The sequence below is a fragment of the Bartonella sp. DGB2 genome (genome assembly GCF_046843095.1).
Classification (GTDB): Bacteria; Pseudomonadota; Alphaproteobacteria; order Rhizobiales; family Rhizobiaceae; genus Bartonella.
The window spans coordinates 1,249,772-1,266,470 of the sequence record NZ_CP177325.1 but is presented as its reverse complement, the minus strand read 5'-3'; the positions used below and the strand labels follow the sequence as shown (position 1 = coordinate 1,266,470).

Sequence of the window (16,699 nt, the reverse complement as noted above, 5' to 3'; positions counted from 1 at the left end):
TACATATCTAAAAAACGCACCTCATACGGAGGAGTAAGGGGCAGCGCTAAAAAAAATTGCTCCCTCACGCTCTTCATAAGTAAGAAGAAATTTGCTTAAGTCAGCGAGAAGCAAGGTGTAATAAAATTGAATATGGTGGGCGCCCAAAGGTTCTTGTAAAGTCTGCTTATCATACAATGCTGCAAAGGTAGGCGGCAGGCGCATAGCTTGCCCACTCAACTGAAAAATTAACCGCGGCGCATGCCCATCTGAACGCAGATCTACAATAATCTCACCGCCACGCGGCAAGCTTGCATTAGCCACCAACAGTAAATTTAACAAGAGTTTAGCAATGTTTTTAGATAAAAGCATAGATGGGGCGCGCCAAATGAGTTTCGCTTTTTCCTGTTGCATATAGGTTTCAGCCACGGCTTGCGCTTCTGTAAGTTCCACTTCACCTTCCACAGATCCAAAAGCACCAAAAGCTAACCGCGCAAACTGCAAGCGAGCCGAAGCGTTCCCCGCTGCCATGCGAATAAGATCTATCGCATCATCTTGGGCGCCATCATCATACAATTCAAGCGCATTGTTAATCGCCCCTACCGGCGAAATTAAGTCATGACAGATACGGCTTGACAATAATGCCGCCAACTCATGAGCGCTTAAAGAAAGGCTAGACACAGCAATACTCCCCATTGGTTACCTTAATAGTTTACAACATCCCCCATGAAAAAGGAATAAAAATCCACGCTTTTTGCCTTTTCATATTTATTACTTTCATACATATCCCTGGCCGTTCAACCCTAGGCATTTATCATGTACCCCTCAAAATACAAAATTTCTTATAACGCGCCATAAAGATTTTATACTATCATTAAGATTTTACATAGATTTAGCGATTACCATAAGATCTAGAGCCATGGCGTAAAAACTCTTTTGTGCATTTATTGCCACAATTAAATGCCATGATCATCGTGCGCCCTTGTCTTTCAAGCTTGGGCAACTCCATAACTAAGGGGGTATGAATGAAAGGTGTTTCCTTGTCTTACCAGTTTAAATTCCTAGTTGTTTTTGTCATCAGCTTAGTGGCCCATAGTACACCAAGCGTTGCCCAATATAGCCCCCAGCCCTATAACCAGCAGACAAGTACAGACTACCCACCGCCGCCGGCAGCAGCCCCCTATAACGCTCCCACTAACCACCAAACCAACCTACCGCCTTATAACCAAAATTACCGCCCCGCTGAGATCCTAGAATCAGGCCGGCAATTCTTTGGCGACGCCACCGGGGGTCTTGCCACTGCGGTAGAAAAAATCTTTGCCAGCTATGGTACACCTAATGGCTATATCTTAGGCGAAGAAGGGTCAGCGGCCTTTATGGCAGGACTTACCTACGGTGAGGGAAAGCTTTATATGAAGGGTATAGCCCAGCGCAAAGTCTATTGGCAGGGACCATCCCTTGGTTTAGATATCGGGGGTCAAGGCTCCCGCTTAATGGTGCTTGTTTATAACCTTGATGACGTAAAAGACCTATGGGGACGCTATGGTGGCGTATCGGGCTCGGCCTATCTTATAGCGGGCGTTGGCTTTAACGTATTAAGGCGCAATGATGTATTTCTTGTTCCCATCCGCACAGGTGTAGGCGCAAGGCTTGGAATAAATATGAACTATTGGAAGCTCACCAGCTATCCTACATGGAATCCATTTTAGTCATATAAAGGGCGCATCCTTTTCTATCCTACATACCGATCCGTAGCATAGTACTATTACTAATTGAATAAAATTTCTTTGTCTCATATTAAGGGCGTGGCAGATGTTTAATAATATGACAGGTTTTACTTCTGCCATGCACGTCTCAGTTACGAACCGCTCCAATTGATGACGGGGCAATCCATCGTACAATTCTTAATTCAAATAATGTGCCGATAGACGCATCTTACTGAATATTTTTCATAAGGCTATGCTCATTGCGTACAAGCTTTTGGCAAAGGTACTTCAAAAAAATTCAATAGCGTAACAAAACCATAGCTAATGCTCGCTATCTAACAGCAGAAATTTTCAATACGCGATGTAAAAACAGGTTAGCTTATTAAAATAATATATTTTTTAGCCCCCTCCTCTATCTGCTCATTATCTATTTGTTGGCATGCTTTTTGCCCCAAATCAGGAGAGAGTTTTAGCTAATTTTTATTCATCAAAAGGGGACGGTCTCCACAAAACTTGTTTTGAAATGCCGTAGCTATTTGTATTAACCTGCCTAGAGCGGTCATTGATCTATATTATTAAAACGCTACAAATAATTTGCTAAATAAGGCTCCCTTAGGAGCCTTTGTAAGATCATACTCATAAGCTAGCGTTTCTTAGCACGCCCCGCAAAAGGGTTATCCGAGGTACGCAGAGAAATTCGAATGGGAACGCCAGGCATATCAAAACTCTCACGTAGACCATTGCTTAAATAGCGTAAATAAGATTGAGGCATAGCTTCAGGCCGCGAAGTTGAAACCACGAAGCCAGGCGGGCGGGTTTTAACTTGAGTCATATATTTAATTTTTAGCCGCCGACCCGAAACCGCGGGCGGTGGATGATGAGCGATAATCGCTTCAAGCCAGCGATTTAATTTACCAGTAGAAATCCTTCGATTCCAAATGCGATGCACATAGTCAACGCTTTCCATTAACCGTTCTAGCCCAAAACCTTGCTCACCAGAAATTGGCACCGCACGCAATCCACGCACTTGCGGCAAAAGTCGCGCCGCTTTTTCATATAAATCTTGCAAAGCCGTTTGTCGATCTTCAATCAAATCCCATTTGTTGAAAGCCAAAACAGGTGCCCGTCCCTCACGGATTACTAGATCAGCAATTTGTAAATCTTGTTTTTCAAAAGGCTGCGTCGCATCCAACACAATAATTACCACCTCTGCAAAGCGAATTGCTCGCAAACTATCAGCCACAGAAAGCTTTTCTAGCTTTTCTTGTACTTTAGACTTACGTCGCAAACCGGCCGTATCAAATAATTTAATCTCCCTCCCGTGCCATTCCCAATCTACGGAAATCGAATCGCGAGTAATACCTGCCTCAGGTCCTGCCAATAAGCGATCTTCCCCCAGCATCTGATTAATCAAAGTAGATTTTCCAACATTAGGGCGGCCAGAAATCGCAACTCGCAAGGGTTTACTCACATCATAAGGGGAGTCTTCTTCCCCCTCTTCAAGATCATCCCCAATTGAAGCGGGAACGACAAACACACGATCTTCATCTTCTTCTTTTTCAAATGCTTTTTGTGCACCCACCGCCTCTACAATGGCATCGCGCAGATCCGACATACCAAGCCCGTGTTCAGCTGAAATCGCACATGGTTCTCCAAGCCCTAGAGACCATGCTTCATAAAACCCCGCTGTAGCGGCTTTTGACTCGGATTTATTGGCTACTAAAACAATTGGTTTGCCCGCTCGTCGTACAAGAGTGGCAAAGTTAAGATCATCAGGCGTCATACCAGCCCTTGCGTCCAACACAAAAAGGATAAGATCAGCCTCATTAATCGCCAATTTTGTTTGAGCACGCATGCGGGCACTCAAACTATGCGCTTTGCCTTCTTCAAGCCCCGCTGTGTCAATCACATCAAAGCGAAGATCCTGAAGTCGCCCCGCATGCACACGCCGATCGCGCGTGACCCCAGGTTGATCATCAACAAGAGCCAATTTTTGCCCCACCAAACGATTGAATAGGGTTGATTTCCCCACATTTGGACGGCCGATAACGGCAATTTTAAGCCCCATAATTTATCCCTTGCTACGCCTAGCTATGCCTTCAAAAAGATCGAGCATCATCTGTGCCCTTTGCGCCACAGCAGTTCCACTTGCTGTATCGCTAACTATTTTATTGAAATAGGAGCGCGCTTTATCAATATCTCCTGATTTATAGGCGGCAAGACCTAAAGCCTCACGTGCTGACCAACGAAACGGATCAATCTCATTATCAAGGTCTCCCACACGCTTTTCAATATCAGCAAAGCTACCCCTATCTACTAATATATAAGCTGCCCTAATCTTAGCAAGCTTTTGCAAAAGCATTGGCGCTTTTGAAGCCGCCGCCACTTTATCAAAAGTGGCAATAGCTTTGTCCTCCTCGCCTTGCTTTGAATAAAGCGCTGCCGTGCTCAAAGTAGCAAGGACAGGATAAGCACCAAAATCAGAGGCTTCTAACTCTTGCAATTGCTTTATGGCCACACCGTAATCATGGCTTTGTTCATCTGCAAGACTTGCAAACAATATATCGCCAATTTCGGCTGCTTTTTTCTGTTGCCAATAAGCATAAAACTGATAGGCACCAGTAGCAAAAACAATCATAACTGCACTTAGTAATAACATAGAGCCATAACGCCCCCATAAAGAGCGTGCCCATTCTTGCCTCAACTCCTCATTTACTTCACGAATAAAACTATCATCTGCCATCTTATTATCCCAAATTCAAAGCGATTGCCTTAGCCAAACTCTACCTTAAAATTTATCGACATATCCTTTGCCGCTTTTACGCATAAATCTACCATGATGGTAGCCCTAATTTAAAAATACCTGCAAAGAACGAACTAAGAGAGATCATTTTTTTGATCGGTTCCGAATTTTAAGGCTTTTTGTTTTCTAACTTCTTCGCGCACTGCATCCAAAATTTGCTTCTTGCGAAAGATCAAAAGGCGATCTTTACGCGTTTTACTTTTATAAAAACGCGCTAAAGCATTTTCAGTCATCTCAATCGCAGTCACACATGGCCTCCAACTGATTGCCGTCTCCCCCCGCTTTGAACGATCAGGAAAAAGAAATTCCGCCTCTAAATCCGCTTCGCCCGCGAGATAGCGGCAATTATGTACCACTATCTTCAAGGCATCTAACAACCAATCGGGTGGCTGTTCGCGCTGTTTACGGCTAGCTTGAACAAGCGCCTCACAAAATAATAAAGACGAAGCATAAAGGCGTATGGCCGTTTGGTCATAACGCACGGAAAGTGAAGTTAGCTCGCGCGAGGATAGACGGCCGCGCAAACTCCAGCGCGCATTATTACGCGCTACATCAATGGAGCCTAAAAGCCTTACTAAAACCATATGGGTGCGCGCGCAGCCCTTAAGTGCTTTAAGTGCTATATTAGTATTGCGCTGCTCTAAGGCTTCCAGCATCTGACTATAATTAAACGTAAGTTCATGGAAAAAACGTTCCACAGACGTTTGCAAGGCCTTGAGCGGATTCGTGGTAAACAAAACTTGGCTAAACAATAAGCCAATAGATATACCTACCGCTACATCAATAAGCCGCGTCGTCCCCGCTACATCTGCCCCCAGCGCAAAGACCATCACTGCTGAAACCCCCGTTTGAGTGATGATTACGGGAATTAGGGTATAAGAGGCAGCGATAGTTAGCCCTACAAACCCTACAAGAGCAATCCGAACCTCAGTAGGCATAGAGGGTAGCAATAGCGTAGCTTCCCCTACCAATACGCCTAAAATGACTCCCATGAGCACATAGACCGCTTGGCGACCGTGATTAGGAATACCAGGTGCCAAAGAAACCATCGCGCTCATCGCCGCGTAAATCGGATGTCCATGACCCAAAAGACGATCCGAAATGAACCAAGAGATTCCTGCAGCGATTCCTGCGCAAAGCGCGTCTTTCCATGTAACCTTCACACGCCCCCAATAGCGCCACAAGGGTGAGAGAATTGCGCTCGTTTCTATCATTGCAAAGGCCAAACCCACATCAACATAGGTACTGTTACCGTTAAAATTAAAAGCGCAAGCGGTGCGCCCAACCGCGGATAATCACTAAAGCGATAACCACCCGGCCCCATTACTAGCATAGTACACTGATGACCAATCGGCGTGAGAAAATCGCACCCCGCCCCGATCGCCACCGCCATTAAAAACGCTTCAGGTCTATAACCCAAGGATGTAGCAAAACTAGACGCAATAGGGGCCATCACCATTACCGTAGCAGCATTATTTAAAAAGGGCGTTACTAACATAGCCGCGACCATAATAATCGCCAGCGCTCCTGCTGGCGGCAAAGATTGCGCTAAATGGCTAAGCCAATGGCCGATAAGATCGGTCGCCCCAGTTTTTTCCAAAGCCTCACTCACAGGAATCAACGCTGCCAAAACCACTAAAACTTGTCCATCAAGAGCTTGATAAATATCGCGACCCGGAATTACTCGGAATACTAACATAGCACAGGCGGCGGTAAAAAATGATAAGGCTACAGGGACAATTTGCAAGGCAGTAGCTGAGATAGCTACAAATAAAATCGCTAAAGGCACTAGGCCGTGGCGCAGATTTCCAAACATAATATTGCGACGAGCTAGAGGTAAACATTTTAACTCATACAGAAGGGGCGGAATCATAACATCGCGGCCTTGCAAAACAATCACATCACCCAACTGGAACACGATATCGCCCAGCCGCTCTCGCACCCTTTCATGCTGACGGCTTAAGGCCAATAAATTTACTTCATAGCGTTCAAAAAGAGCCGATTGTTTAGCGGTGGCGCCGATGAGAGGTGAATTGTTAGCAATCACCGCCTCTACGGTATCCATATGGTTTTCTTTATCATTGGCGACACGAGATAGTGCGTTGCGCCCCATAACTAATTCAAGCCGTGCCGAATTTACCACCATGTCAAGGGCGCTGTGGTTACCTTCTAAAAGAATAATATCTCCTTGCATTAGAACAAAATCAGGCAAAGGTACAATCAGCACCTTATTACGAATAATTTGGATAGCCATAACCTCGTTAGCGCCTAGTTTGACAAGATCCATAATTGTTTTACCAATAATTGGCGAATGAGCAGGGATACGCACTTCTGATAAATAAGCACGAATATCAAAACTGTCAGCCATTGTCCCGCCCAAACGGGTGCGTGCTGGCAAGAGCCAAGCAAAACAAACTAAATATAAAACGCCTACCGCTGCCACCGTCGCCCCCACCGGTGTGAAGTCAAACATAGTAAAAGAAGTCCCCACCAACCGTTCCCGCACCGCCGAAACCACCACGTTGGGCGATGTGCCGATTTGCGTCATCAAACCTCCTAGAAGCGAACCAAAGGCCATAGGCATAAGAAACAATGAAGGAGAGATATTGGAGCGCCGAGCAAACTGAAACGCAATAGGCAGCATGATCGCTAAGGCACCAATGTTTTTCACAAAAGCCGATAAAATCGTAACCATAACCACTAAAAAGACCAGTTGCAAACGAACAGACTTTACATCAGGCCAAAATTTCTGAATCAAAATTTCCATCACGCCAGACCGTGAGACCCCCGCGCTCACCACAAGGGCGCTACCTACAATGATTACAATATCATTACTAAACCCGCCAAAGGCTTCTTTAGGGGTTACAATACCTAAAACACAGGCCACCAACAATGCCCCTACCGCGATCAGGTCATAACGAAAACGATCCCAAATAAAGAAAACCATCATTACGCCCAAAATTAAAAAAGCAAAAATTTGATTGGTTGTCATGCCCTATCCCATTTTTTTGTCCTATTGAATTTTGATCGCAAAATAATTTAAAGCGCCTTTCTCATTGTTTGTTCATGCCCAAGAATTAACTACCAAAGCGTATAAGACAGCTATAAGCAACTAACCCGATCTAAAAACAGTTAAACAATAAAAACCGCATTCGTCAAAACATTATTCACATACTTCCTATATCAATATAGAAGTAGCGATTCCGATAACAATGCGTATACAAAGTACTATCCATAGGTGACATAATTCGACTTATAAAATCCTTCAAAAAACCAACAGCCTTCGAAGGCCTATCAAAAACACTCATTTGCAAAATTTCATTGCCAGCTGGCATAGATTTTGCCTAGACTATAGCGATTGGGTCGATAATATCGCGCACCCTACCATATAACATATTAGGTAATGATTCTAACGAGGTATAAGAGCGGAAGCATGAGCAATTTTTCTAGAAAGCTTGTAAGCAAACTTAAATATGGTCTCATTTATCTCGTTGGTTTTTTGATCATCTTGATGATTCTCGCCCTTGGTGGCTTTTTTATAGCCAAACCCTATCTTGATAAAGTTGTGGCTCAAGAAATAGCGCGCCGTAATATCAAAGCAGACGCGTCGCAGATCAGCCTCTTAGGCAAGGTTAATCTTGAAAATGTTATCATACCCGCGCCCGCTGGCCTATCGGTGAAAGCACAACGTATCTCTGCTCGCCCCCCCATCGGGTTTTTATCAGGGACTGCCACACTCTATGATGTGGAGATCTGCCGTGATAATATCCGCATCCATATTCCACAATTACAAATAAACGGCATCCAACAAAAACCGCGCAACCCTGCTCTGCAATCTAAGCTATTAGAAACGCTCAATCGTTTTTCGATTTCAGCCATTGATGCACCGCAAATCCAACTTACTATCAAGACCCCCTCCGGCAAAAATGAAGGAATAGATCTCAACGGTTTTTGGGCTAGACACTTACAAAATGGCCGCATTGGTGAAATTGGTATCGAAAGTTTCAACAGTACCTTAAACGTAAATACCCTTGCTGGTTTATCTACCCATGATGTGGGCGCCCTACAGAGAAGCAAAACTCCACAAAGAGAGATGCAAACCGCCGCCACCACACAAAAACTTACGGGGGAACTTCTAACCAAAGGGCGTGCTCTTAGCATAGCCAATATTAATATTGACTACGCCTATCAAATCTTTACAGGAAGCGTTTCTAATATCATTGAAGAACAAGGGCAAATGGTTGTCGGCTCTATGAATTTTAACGATATTAGCTTTGATGTTTTCAATAAAAATGAACGTGTGATTCATTTTGCGCTGGGAGCTTTTACAAGCCAAGGCCTAAAAATGCGCCCCATGCAAAAAGAAGCTAACCAATGGTGGAAATCTTATCTTGAAGCAAAAAATACAAATGATGAAGTGGCTAAAAAAGAGGCACGCAATCGCCTAATCGGGACGCTTTTATCCGCTATCACTACCTTTAACGCAGAGATCAAAAACGCTAATTTTGATTTACCAGAACTGAAATTAAGCCTTGATCATTTTAACATTACCCCAAGGAGATGGCGCCACCCTATCCCCGAAAGCATGCTAATCTCACTTGATAATTTAGTCATCAACACGGCAAAGATGCCTCAAAATGACCTAAAAATACTAAAAAACCTTGGCTTTGACGCTATCACCCTATCGGGTAAGCTTGATTTTAACTACGATGAAATAGAGCGCACTCTAACACTCAACACCCTTTCTTTTGATGCTAAAAATATCGGGGCGGGGGCGCTTTCGGGGCAAGCGATTCACGTTGAGCCTAACCTGTTTTCCAATGATCAAAGCGCTATATTGGCTAGTGCAGAAAAAATCGGAATCGCCCACGTTTCTTTAAGTTATATTGATTATGGCTTCATCGACAGACTATTCACCTACCTTGATCAACAATTGAGCGACGGAAAAGGCGACTTGAAAAAAGAGCTTTACGAAGACCTGAATATTGCAATGGCGCAAACGCCGCGTCTTTTATTAAAAGGCCATAAAGAGACTGAAGCACTAGCTCAGGCCTTGAGCAGTTTTGCCAAAAATCCTGGAAAATTAAGCATAGATATCCAAACCAAGGCTGGACAAATGCTGAGTATTAATGACCTCAACGAAATATTGCAAAATAATCTAAGCCATGTCTTAGACAAAGTTGATTTGCGTGCAAAAAATGAATAACACGAAATTTTACGCCTGTGCGTTCTTTTCCTGCCGATGCTGGTAAAAGCTGTAAAGCAAATGCACTACAGATAGGCGGAAAGCACAAGAGCCGTCACTATAGGAAATCGATATGCCATATTTGAACAAAAACCGTCCGCCCAACCGCGCTACCATAATTAAACGGCGTGCAGTGAGCGCTGTCCAAAAATTTCTACATATTCAAGCGCTAGGAGGCATTGTTTTATTATGCATGGCTGCAGCTGCTTTAATGCTTGCTAATTCTTCTTATGCCCAATTTTATCATAACCTATGGCACACCCCCCTGGGCTTCAAATTTGGAAGCATTAATGTCTCATGGGATCTGCATTTTTGGATCAATGACATTTTGATGACAATTTTTTTCCTAACAGCGGGGATGGAAATTCGGCGCGAAATTCACGAAGGGGCCCTAGCCAATCTAAGACAAGCTACTTTACCCATTATAGCAGCGATAGGGGGGGTAGTTATTCCAGCCCTCATCTATCTTTTCTTTAACCTTGACCCCCACCGCTCCCATGGCTGGGCCGTACCCACCGCTACGGATATTGCCTTTGCTGTAGGAATTTTATCCCTACTTGGTAAAGCTGTACCGTTAAACTTGCATGTCATTCTACTTTCCTTAGCGATTATTGATGACATTATCGCAGTTTTGATCATTGCTTTTGTTTATTCAAGCGATCTTGCTCCTTCCGGCCTATTATTAGTGGGCCTTGGCATAGCACTTGTCTTGTTTTTTCAGTGGATCAACCTTACCTCAGCCTGGTATTATGTATTGCCTGGCGGCCTTATATGGTGGGGTCTGTTTATCACCGGTGCCCACCCCTCGTTAGCTGGCGTTATTTTAGGTATGATGACGCCAGTTTTACCAGCGCGTAGCCAAATGGCCCCTCTGGAGGCTATAACCCATGCGGCTAACGCGCTCAATACACCAAAAAACTCGCAAAGCCTGCACGATATCGCCTATAGTCTAAAGCAATTAAGCCACCAGCAGCATTATGTGATGGCTCCCGTTACGCGCGTGCAAATGACTCTCCATCCTTGGGTCGCTTATATTGTGATGCCGCTTTTCGCTTTTGCTAACGCCGGCATCGGTCTTTCAGGTATTGATGCCTTTTCTGGCAACAATGCAATGATAATTCTAGGGGTAACTTTAGGTCTTTTCCTTGGTAAGCCTTTAGGCATATTCGGCGCGGCTTATCTTGCAGTAAAATCTGGCCTTTGCCGTCTACCAGCCCATGTGAACTGGTCGGGTATTTTATTAATCGGCCTATTAGCAGGAATGGGTTTTACCATGTCGATTTTTGTTTCTATGCTAGCGTTCAATGATATTAATCAACTGAATACAGCAAAAATCGGAGTACTCTTTGGGTCGGGTCTCTCAGCCCTTTTTGGTCTTGGCTTTGGACTTTTTTATTTAAGCCAGCTTAAAAAGCCCTCTGCCCCTCATAAAAGCACAATCTCATAAGGGCGGTTTATCTCATAAATAATTATACTTGACAGGAAACCAGCCTATACAGATAGTATAAATATTGAGAGCAAACTGAAGATGGAGGCGGGACATAAGTGGTGCGAATAATAAAAAAACCGTTGTCATTAAGTCATCGCGCAACCGCCCTATCTTTGCTATTTGACGTAAATAAACAACGTAATTGTAAGTCATGCACTTATTATTCAAACCACTACGCTACGCTTTCCTATAAATATAGCCGAGGAGGACAATTTTATGGGTAGCAATAAACTTGCGCACCGCCCTAATCATGGGCAAAGATTGAAAATTTCCTTTGAGTTTTTTCCTCCAAGAACCGAAATCATGGAAAGAACACTCTGGCAAACAGTTGAACGTTTAGCGCCTTTTAGTCCTGATTTTGTTTCTGTTACTTATGGAGCAGGGGGATCCACACGGGAACGCACCGCGCGTACCGTGTCACGTATTATCAAGGAGTCTTCGCTCTCCGTCGCAGCACATCTCACCTGTATTGACGCTACTAGGGATGAAGTAGATGCGGTGGCTCGTAATTTTGCGAGTCTTGGTATTCGCCATTTTGTCGCCCTGCGCGGAGATCCGGTTAACAATAACAACACGACCTATCAATCGATAAAGAGGGGTTACCATAATTCTGTTGAATTGGTGGCAGGACTAAAAGCAATTGATGCAAATTTTGATATCACCGTTTCGGCTTATCCAGAAAAACACCCAGAAAGTGCGGATTTTGCTACCGATATTGATATATTAAAACGCAAAATCGACAATGGTGCTACTAGAGCTATTACACAATGTTTTTTTGATAATAATTTATTCGAAGACTATATCGAACGGGTTCGCAAAGCAGGAATTTATATTCCTATCTTACCAGGGATTTTACCAATCTACAATTTCTGGCAAGTACAAAAATTTTGCGCCCGTACCAGCACCTATATCCCCTCTTGGCTTGCCCAGCGGTTTGAGGGCTTAGAAAATGACCCTCAGACCCATGCTTTGGTTGCTGCAGCCGTAGCGGCTGAACAAGTTCTTGATCTTGTAGAGAGCGGAATTGAAGATTTTCATTTCTATACGCTCAATCGTGCCGATCTTACCTATGCGATTTGCCATCTCATTGGCATACGCCCCCATGCCTATCATAAGGATCAAGCGCCACAAAACCTGTCCATCTTATAGACACCGCGCCTTAACCCAACAAGCAAACCACGAACTTCCACCAAACACTATTAAAGAGAATAAAGAAAGGAGATACCGCCTCTTTGTACCACCTATGGAGTAAGACTCTCACGCGCTGCTGCGATAACCCTACCCCTATTTGCAAAGGAATGTTTTGTACTTATATGGTACAAATTTTTGTATATTTGATATATAAAAACCTAATTTTCAGAAAAATGTATAAAAAAGTTATTTTTAAAAACATAGGAGCTTGATTTCATTTCGCATTCCATATTATGGTTCTTTTTAAGATATTTAGCCGACTTCTAATACAGTCAGAAGGATTACGCTCCCCCCCCGAAGCGGTCCTTTTGATTGTGGTTCTGCCAAGGGCTTGCCCTTGGCAGAACCATTTAAATGCTGATTTGGAATTCAAAGAGACGCATTCCCCCCAAGGCGGTCTCTTTGATGTAACCCTGCTAAAGCTTGCTTTAGCAGGGTTTACTTGTTCAGGCTGTTTTAGCTACTTACAATAGATATTCATCTTGAACTCGTGCTCTTTCTGATTGATAGCCACCCAAATTATTTTTAAGAATCACTCAAAATCACCCGATGCTATCTGAATCCCAAACGCCCCAAATCAAACCTCCTTTATGGCAGGCCGCCGTATTATGCTCGATAAAAGCCCATGTGTCTGATAAACGAACATAATTAAAGCATAGCCCAAATATTGCCACCTTAAAGACTCTCTTTGGCTCCTTTTCTCCTTCATACCGCTGCATGCCGTCACGGCTCTTCAATCAAAGACAACACCCTATGATGGTTCAACTGGAAAGAAAAACATGCGATTATGGACAATAGCTCTAGGAATGAGTTTAGCTTTTTTTGCGCCACTTCAAGCCACTTGCGCAAGCCCCATGACTATTGAAGTAGCGCCCACTCTAAAACGACCTTATGCCGCGTTGATAGGTAAATTCGCAGCTAAGCATAAAGTTCCTGTCGAACTGGCGCACGCCGTGATTTTTATTGAAAGCAACTATAACTCCAAAGCGCTTGGCTCTGCAGGCGAAGTGGGCTTGATGCAAATCAAACCTTCAACAGCGCGTGCTTTAGGTTATCAAGGCACCACCAAGCAATTATACAGCCCAGAAACCAACCTTGATTATGGCATGCGCTATTTAGCCAAAGCCTATCATATGAGCGGTGGTGATACGTGCTCTACCATTCTAAAATATAATGCTGGCCATGGAGCAACAAGAATGAACCCTACTTCAAAGCGTTATTGTTCAAGGGTGCAGACCTATCTCACACGCGCGCAAAAATAATGCTAGCGGATAAAAGCAAATAGCCCTATAAACAGCCAGTCAGTCGGCTGGGCAACCGCACTTGCCAAAAACCGAAAGGTGGCAAGTGAGGAAAGTCCGGGCTCCACGGAAAACAGTGCCGGGTAACGCCCGGCGGGGGTAACCCTAGGGATAGTGCCACAGAAAGCAAACCGCTCATTCATGAGTAAGGGTGAAAGGGTGGGGTAAGAGCCCACCGCGTCGCCAGTAATGGCTACGGCATGGTAAACCCCACTGGGAGCAAGACCGAATAGAGATGCATGTTAAGCGTAGCTTAACGGCCTGTTCCGGGCTCGCATCTGGGTAGGTTGCATGAGGCGGTTGGCAACAACCGTCCTAGATGAATGGTTGCCACGCGTAGCTTTGGCTTACCAAACTGCGCCATACAGAACCCGGCTTATAGGCCGACTGACCTTTCAACTGCATTGAAAAAGCCCATAAAATACTCGATACTGAGTCGTAAATGGCTTTGTCTCATTGCGCAGGAGGCTTCGCAAAGCTCCAAGAGCTATACTCTGAACATGCGCGTTTGCGCCTAATTTTTGAAGGTAGAGTAGAAAGGATCGTGGATTGGCAAAGCACAAAGTATACTCCTCCTGCCAATCATAAAACGACCCTGCTCCACTTATTGAGCGGCATAAAAGGCGTAAAGCGTCTGCATCAAGATAGGGTGGCGGGGCGAATGGCTGATAGCGGGCAAGCAGGGCATACCACTGAGCAAACGTACCTGCCATAAGTACCGAAAAAGCGAAAACGCGTTGGGTTTTGTTGTGATAAAAGCGCAAAACCTCTTGCAAGTTCGAAGCCCATTGTAAAGCAAAATTACTTACGATGAGGTCATGAGGCGCTACGTTTAGAGTAGACAAATCCCCCAATTGATAGTTAATAGACGGAACGGCCATAAACTTTTTACGGCAATAAGCAAGCATTTCAGGCGCAATATCGTTCAAACAATATTGGCTATGGGGGTAATAGGGTAATAAAAGCATAGGCATAAGCCCCGTGCCGGTACCCACATCAAGAATTGTTTGTGGCGGTTCACTAAGCGCCGCGCGGGTCTTTTCTAATAAAAATTCTCCCGCCTTGCGCTGGATCTGCCCTACCGTATCATAGGATAAAACGGCACGGCCGAAGCGCTGGCGTACAAGATTAAATGCAAATGTCATCAACAAAAGCCTTTATCTTAAAATAAATTGTTTCACACGCCACCCATCCCAAGGCATGACCATGCGCCCCTTCCACCACCAAACAATTAGTTCCCAACTTTTGTTGCTCATGAAGCAAGTTGTCAGACACGATAAGGTCATCGCGACTATACAATAAACAATGTCGCTTAGGCGGAATAAAACGTAAATGCCCTAAAAGCGCAAAATCCGCCGTTAAAGCTTTATAATTGAGAGCGGATAAGTCGACCTCATCTTGGAAGTTAGCAGCCCCGCAACGGCGGTAAAATTTACGTAAAACCAAAGCGGGTGCACGAGAAAATTGATCAGCCATAGCCGCTAGCTCTGCTGCCCTTTGTCGATATAAAGCTGCTTCCCTCCCCAAAAAATCTACAAAACCATTGAGTCCAATAAAACCGCAAGCCTGTGGTATACTTCCATAGGAAAGGCATAACTTAGCAAATCCCAAAGAGTGACCAATACATACCACTGGTTCATCATCAAGGACTGGCCAAATAGAAGCGTCACCAAAATAACCAAGATCCACCATAGAGCAACGCTCTTGAGCAAAATACGGCACAAGCCTCTGAAAAAAGCGTGGGCTAAAGCCAAAACCATGGCAAAAAATATAATGCATCTATAAGATCTTCGCCAATTGTGCTGCAAACCTATATAGGCTATCTGCGTTATGGGTTTTATTAAGCGCAATCCGCAGCCGCGCAGTTCCTGGGGGCACCGTGGGAGGGCGAATTACTGAAACGATAATATTAGAAGCCAAAAGCGCCTTTTGAATCTGCAAACAAACAGCCTCACTTCCCAAAATAATAGGAACGATATGGGTAGTTGAATGACCAAAGTTCAAGCCCAAATCATCCAGATGGGTGCGTAAAATAGCACCCAATCTTTGAAGGGCGGCGCGTTCCTCATGCATGTGCGGAACAAGAGACCAAGCAGCGCGCGCCGCCCCTACTAGCATGGGAGAAAGCGCGGTAGAATAGATAAAGCCTGGCGCCTTATTTATCAACAAAGCGCGCACCACTTCATCGGTTGCAATATAAGCGCCAAACCCACCCAAAGCTTTGCTAAAAGTGCCCATCACCAAATAGGGCACCTCCTCAAGAAAATGATCTGGACTAAGCCCATAACCACGCATGCCGTAAACGCCCGTTGCATGGGCTTCATCCAAATAGAGAAATGCGCTATACTGACGTGCTAATTCTATTAAGTCCGCTAGCGGTGCACAATCACCATCCATGCCAAAAACGGTTTCGGAAACAATAAAACGAGGCCGCGCCTGATGCACATCGCGTTGCAAAAGCGTTCGTAAATGCATCATATCATTGTGATGATAGCGGCACAATTGTGCGCCACTTAAAAACACCGCCTGATAAAGGCTCGCATGATTTAACCGATCAAAATAAACTAAAGGCTTTACGCCCAAAATTCCTTCATCAAGCAGGGTTGCCAAAGCGCTTACATTGGCCTGAAAGCCAGAAGTCATGAGCAACGCTGTTTGCGTGCGTTTGTCCTGCGCAATTTGCCTCTCAAAATCATGATAAAAAGGAAAATCACCCGATAATAGCCGCGCCCCCGTTGCTCCATGGCCAAAAGCTTTAGCCTCGGCAAACGCAGCGGACAAAATCCGACTATCACGGCTTAACCCTAGATAATCATTACTTGAAAAGTCAAGGACAGATCCAGATGCTTCTGTTGTAGAAAGGGTCGCGACCGAACGAGCCTCTACCGTTCGTAAGAATCGGTACCGATCACCAGCTTTAAGCCGTTCTAAAACCTGTTGGTAAGCGCTATAAAATGGCTTCACCACGCCCTCCTTTCGCTTCTA

At 44.6% G+C, this 16,699-nt stretch carries 12 protein-coding genes, 1 other RNA gene and 1 pseudogene; 6 read left to right on the top strand and 8 right to left on the bottom strand.

What is annotated here, in order from left to right:
* Positions 1-21 precede the first annotated feature (21 nt).
* Positions 22-660: a histidine phosphotransferase ChpT gene (gene chpT, locus ACK28X_RS06815; protein ID WP_412057653.1), complete on the bottom strand. Its 639-nt coding sequence runs from the start codon at positions 658-660 to the stop codon at positions 22-24.
* Between the two features lie 551 nt (positions 661-1,211).
* On the opposite strand from chpT, the pseudogene ACK28X_RS06810 reads away from it, so the two are divergent.
* A pseudogene (locus tag ACK28X_RS06810) lies at positions 1,212-1,688 on the top strand (DUF1134 domain-containing protein); the annotation flags it as partial.
* Between the two features lie 640 nt (positions 1,689-2,328).
* Here ACK28X_RS06810 and der read toward each other — a convergent pair.
* From der to ACK28X_RS06790, 4 genes are all read right to left on the bottom strand, one after another.
* Positions 2,329-3,753: a ribosome biogenesis GTPase Der gene (gene der / locus ACK28X_RS06805; RefSeq protein ID WP_412057652.1), complete on the bottom strand. Its 1,425-nt coding sequence runs from the start codon at positions 3,751-3,753 to the stop codon at positions 2,329-2,331.
* Positions 3,754-3,756: 3 nt separating this feature from the next.
* Positions 3,757-4,428, bottom strand: a complete 672-nt coding sequence (locus ACK28X_RS06800) for a tetratricopeptide repeat protein (protein WP_412057651.1) — start codon at positions 4,426-4,428, stop codon at positions 3,757-3,759.
* Between the two features lie 134 nt (positions 4,429-4,562).
* Positions 4,563-5,702, bottom strand: coding sequence for an FUSC family protein (locus ACK28X_RS06795; protein WP_412057650.1), 1,140 nt, complete (start codon positions 5,700-5,702; stop codon positions 4,563-4,565).
* Positions 5,699-7,480 (bottom strand): SLC13 family permease, encoded by a 1,782-nt coding sequence (locus ACK28X_RS06790; RefSeq protein WP_412057649.1) that lies wholly within the window; start codon positions 7,478-7,480, stop codon positions 5,699-5,701. The genes ACK28X_RS06795 and ACK28X_RS06790 overlap by 4 nt, the downstream gene beginning before the upstream one ends.
* A 441-nt stretch (positions 7,481-7,921) precedes the next feature.
* Here ACK28X_RS06790 and ACK28X_RS06785 point away from each other — a divergent pair, with 441 nt between their 5' ends.
* The 5 genes from ACK28X_RS06785 (at position 7,922) to rnpB (ending at position 14,109) form a co-directional block, all read left to right on the top strand.
* Positions 7,922-9,694 (top strand): hypothetical protein, encoded by a 1,773-nt coding sequence (locus tag ACK28X_RS06785; RefSeq protein WP_412057648.1) that lies wholly within the window; start codon positions 7,922-7,924, stop codon positions 9,692-9,694.
* A gap of 112 nt (positions 9,695-9,806) precedes the next feature.
* Entirely contained in the window at positions 9,807-11,180 is a 1,374-nt protein-coding gene (nhaA, locus tag ACK28X_RS06780) for a Na+/H+ antiporter NhaA (RefSeq protein WP_412057647.1), read from the top strand.
* Positions 11,181-11,438: 258 nt separating this feature from the next.
* Positions 11,439-12,371 carry a methylenetetrahydrofolate reductase [NAD(P)H] gene (gene metF / locus ACK28X_RS06775; RefSeq protein ID WP_412057646.1) on the top strand — a complete coding sequence of 311 codons (933 nt, stop codon included), beginning with the start codon at positions 11,439-11,441 and terminating at the stop codon, positions 12,369-12,371.
* An 896-nt stretch (positions 12,372-13,267) separates the two neighbouring features.
* Positions 13,268-13,675 (top strand): lytic transglycosylase domain-containing protein, encoded by a 408-nt coding sequence (locus ACK28X_RS06770; RefSeq protein ID WP_412058312.1) that lies wholly within the window; start codon positions 13,268-13,270, stop codon positions 13,673-13,675.
* Positions 13,676-13,714: 39 nt separating this feature from the next.
* An RNA gene (rnpB, locus tag ACK28X_RS06765) (RNase P RNA component class A) lies at positions 13,715-14,109 on the top strand.
* Here the strand turns inward: rnpB and ACK28X_RS06760 are convergent.
* Genes ACK28X_RS06760 through ACK28X_RS06750 form a run of 3 tightly spaced genes read right to left on the bottom strand, consistent with a single transcriptional unit; the run spans position 14,110 to position 16,678 of the window.
* Complete coding sequence (locus tag ACK28X_RS06760) at positions 14,110-14,859, bottom strand: methyltransferase domain-containing protein (RefSeq protein ID WP_412057645.1); 750 nt, start codon at positions 14,857-14,859, stop codon at positions 14,110-14,112.
* Positions 14,843-15,493, bottom strand: a complete 651-nt coding sequence (locus tag ACK28X_RS06755) for an alpha/beta fold hydrolase (RefSeq protein ID WP_412057644.1) — start codon at positions 15,491-15,493, stop codon at positions 14,843-14,845. The genes ACK28X_RS06760 and ACK28X_RS06755 overlap by 17 nt, the downstream gene beginning before the upstream one ends.
* Positions 15,494-16,678 (bottom strand): aminotransferase class I/II-fold pyridoxal phosphate-dependent enzyme, encoded by a 1,185-nt coding sequence (locus ACK28X_RS06750; RefSeq protein WP_412057643.1) that lies wholly within the window; start codon positions 16,676-16,678, stop codon positions 15,494-15,496.
* Positions 16,679-16,699 lie beyond the last annotated feature (21 nt).

What these genes read in the sequence shown, in the direction of transcription:
- nhaA (WP_412057647.1), top strand. Translation starts at nt 9,807, where the DNA reads ATGCCATATTTGAACAAAAACCGTCCGCCCAACCGCGCTACCATAATT.
- ACK28X_RS06755 (WP_412057644.1), bottom strand. Translation starts at nt 15,493, where the DNA reads ATGCATTATATTTTTTGCCATGGTTTTGGCTTTAGCCCACGCTTTTTT.
- der (WP_412057652.1), bottom strand. Translation starts at nt 3,753, where the DNA reads ATGGGGCTTAAAATTGCCGTTATCGGCCGTCCAAATGTGGGGAAATCA.
- ACK28X_RS06760 (WP_412057645.1), bottom strand. Translation starts at nt 14,859, where the DNA reads ATGACATTTGCATTTAATCTTGTACGCCAGCGCTTCGGCCGTGCCGTT.
- ACK28X_RS06800 (WP_412057651.1), bottom strand. Translation starts at nt 4,428, where the DNA reads ATGGCAGATGATAGTTTTATTCGTGAAGTAAATGAGGAGTTGAGGCAA.
- ACK28X_RS06790 (WP_412057649.1), bottom strand. Translation starts at nt 7,480, where the DNA reads ATGACAACCAATCAAATTTTTGCTTTTTTAATTTTGGGCGTAATGATG.
- metF (WP_412057646.1), top strand. Translation starts at nt 11,439, where the DNA reads ATGGGTAGCAATAAACTTGCGCACCGCCCTAATCATGGGCAAAGATTG.
- ACK28X_RS06795 (WP_412057650.1), bottom strand. Translation starts at nt 5,702, where the DNA reads ATGATAGAAACGAGCGCAATTCTCTCACCCTTGTGGCGCTATTGGGGG.
- ACK28X_RS06770 (WP_412058312.1), top strand. Translation starts at nt 13,268, where the DNA reads ATGACTATTGAAGTAGCGCCCACTCTAAAACGACCTTATGCCGCGTTG.
- ACK28X_RS06785 (WP_412057648.1), top strand. Translation starts at nt 7,922, where the DNA reads ATGAGCAATTTTTCTAGAAAGCTTGTAAGCAAACTTAAATATGGTCTC.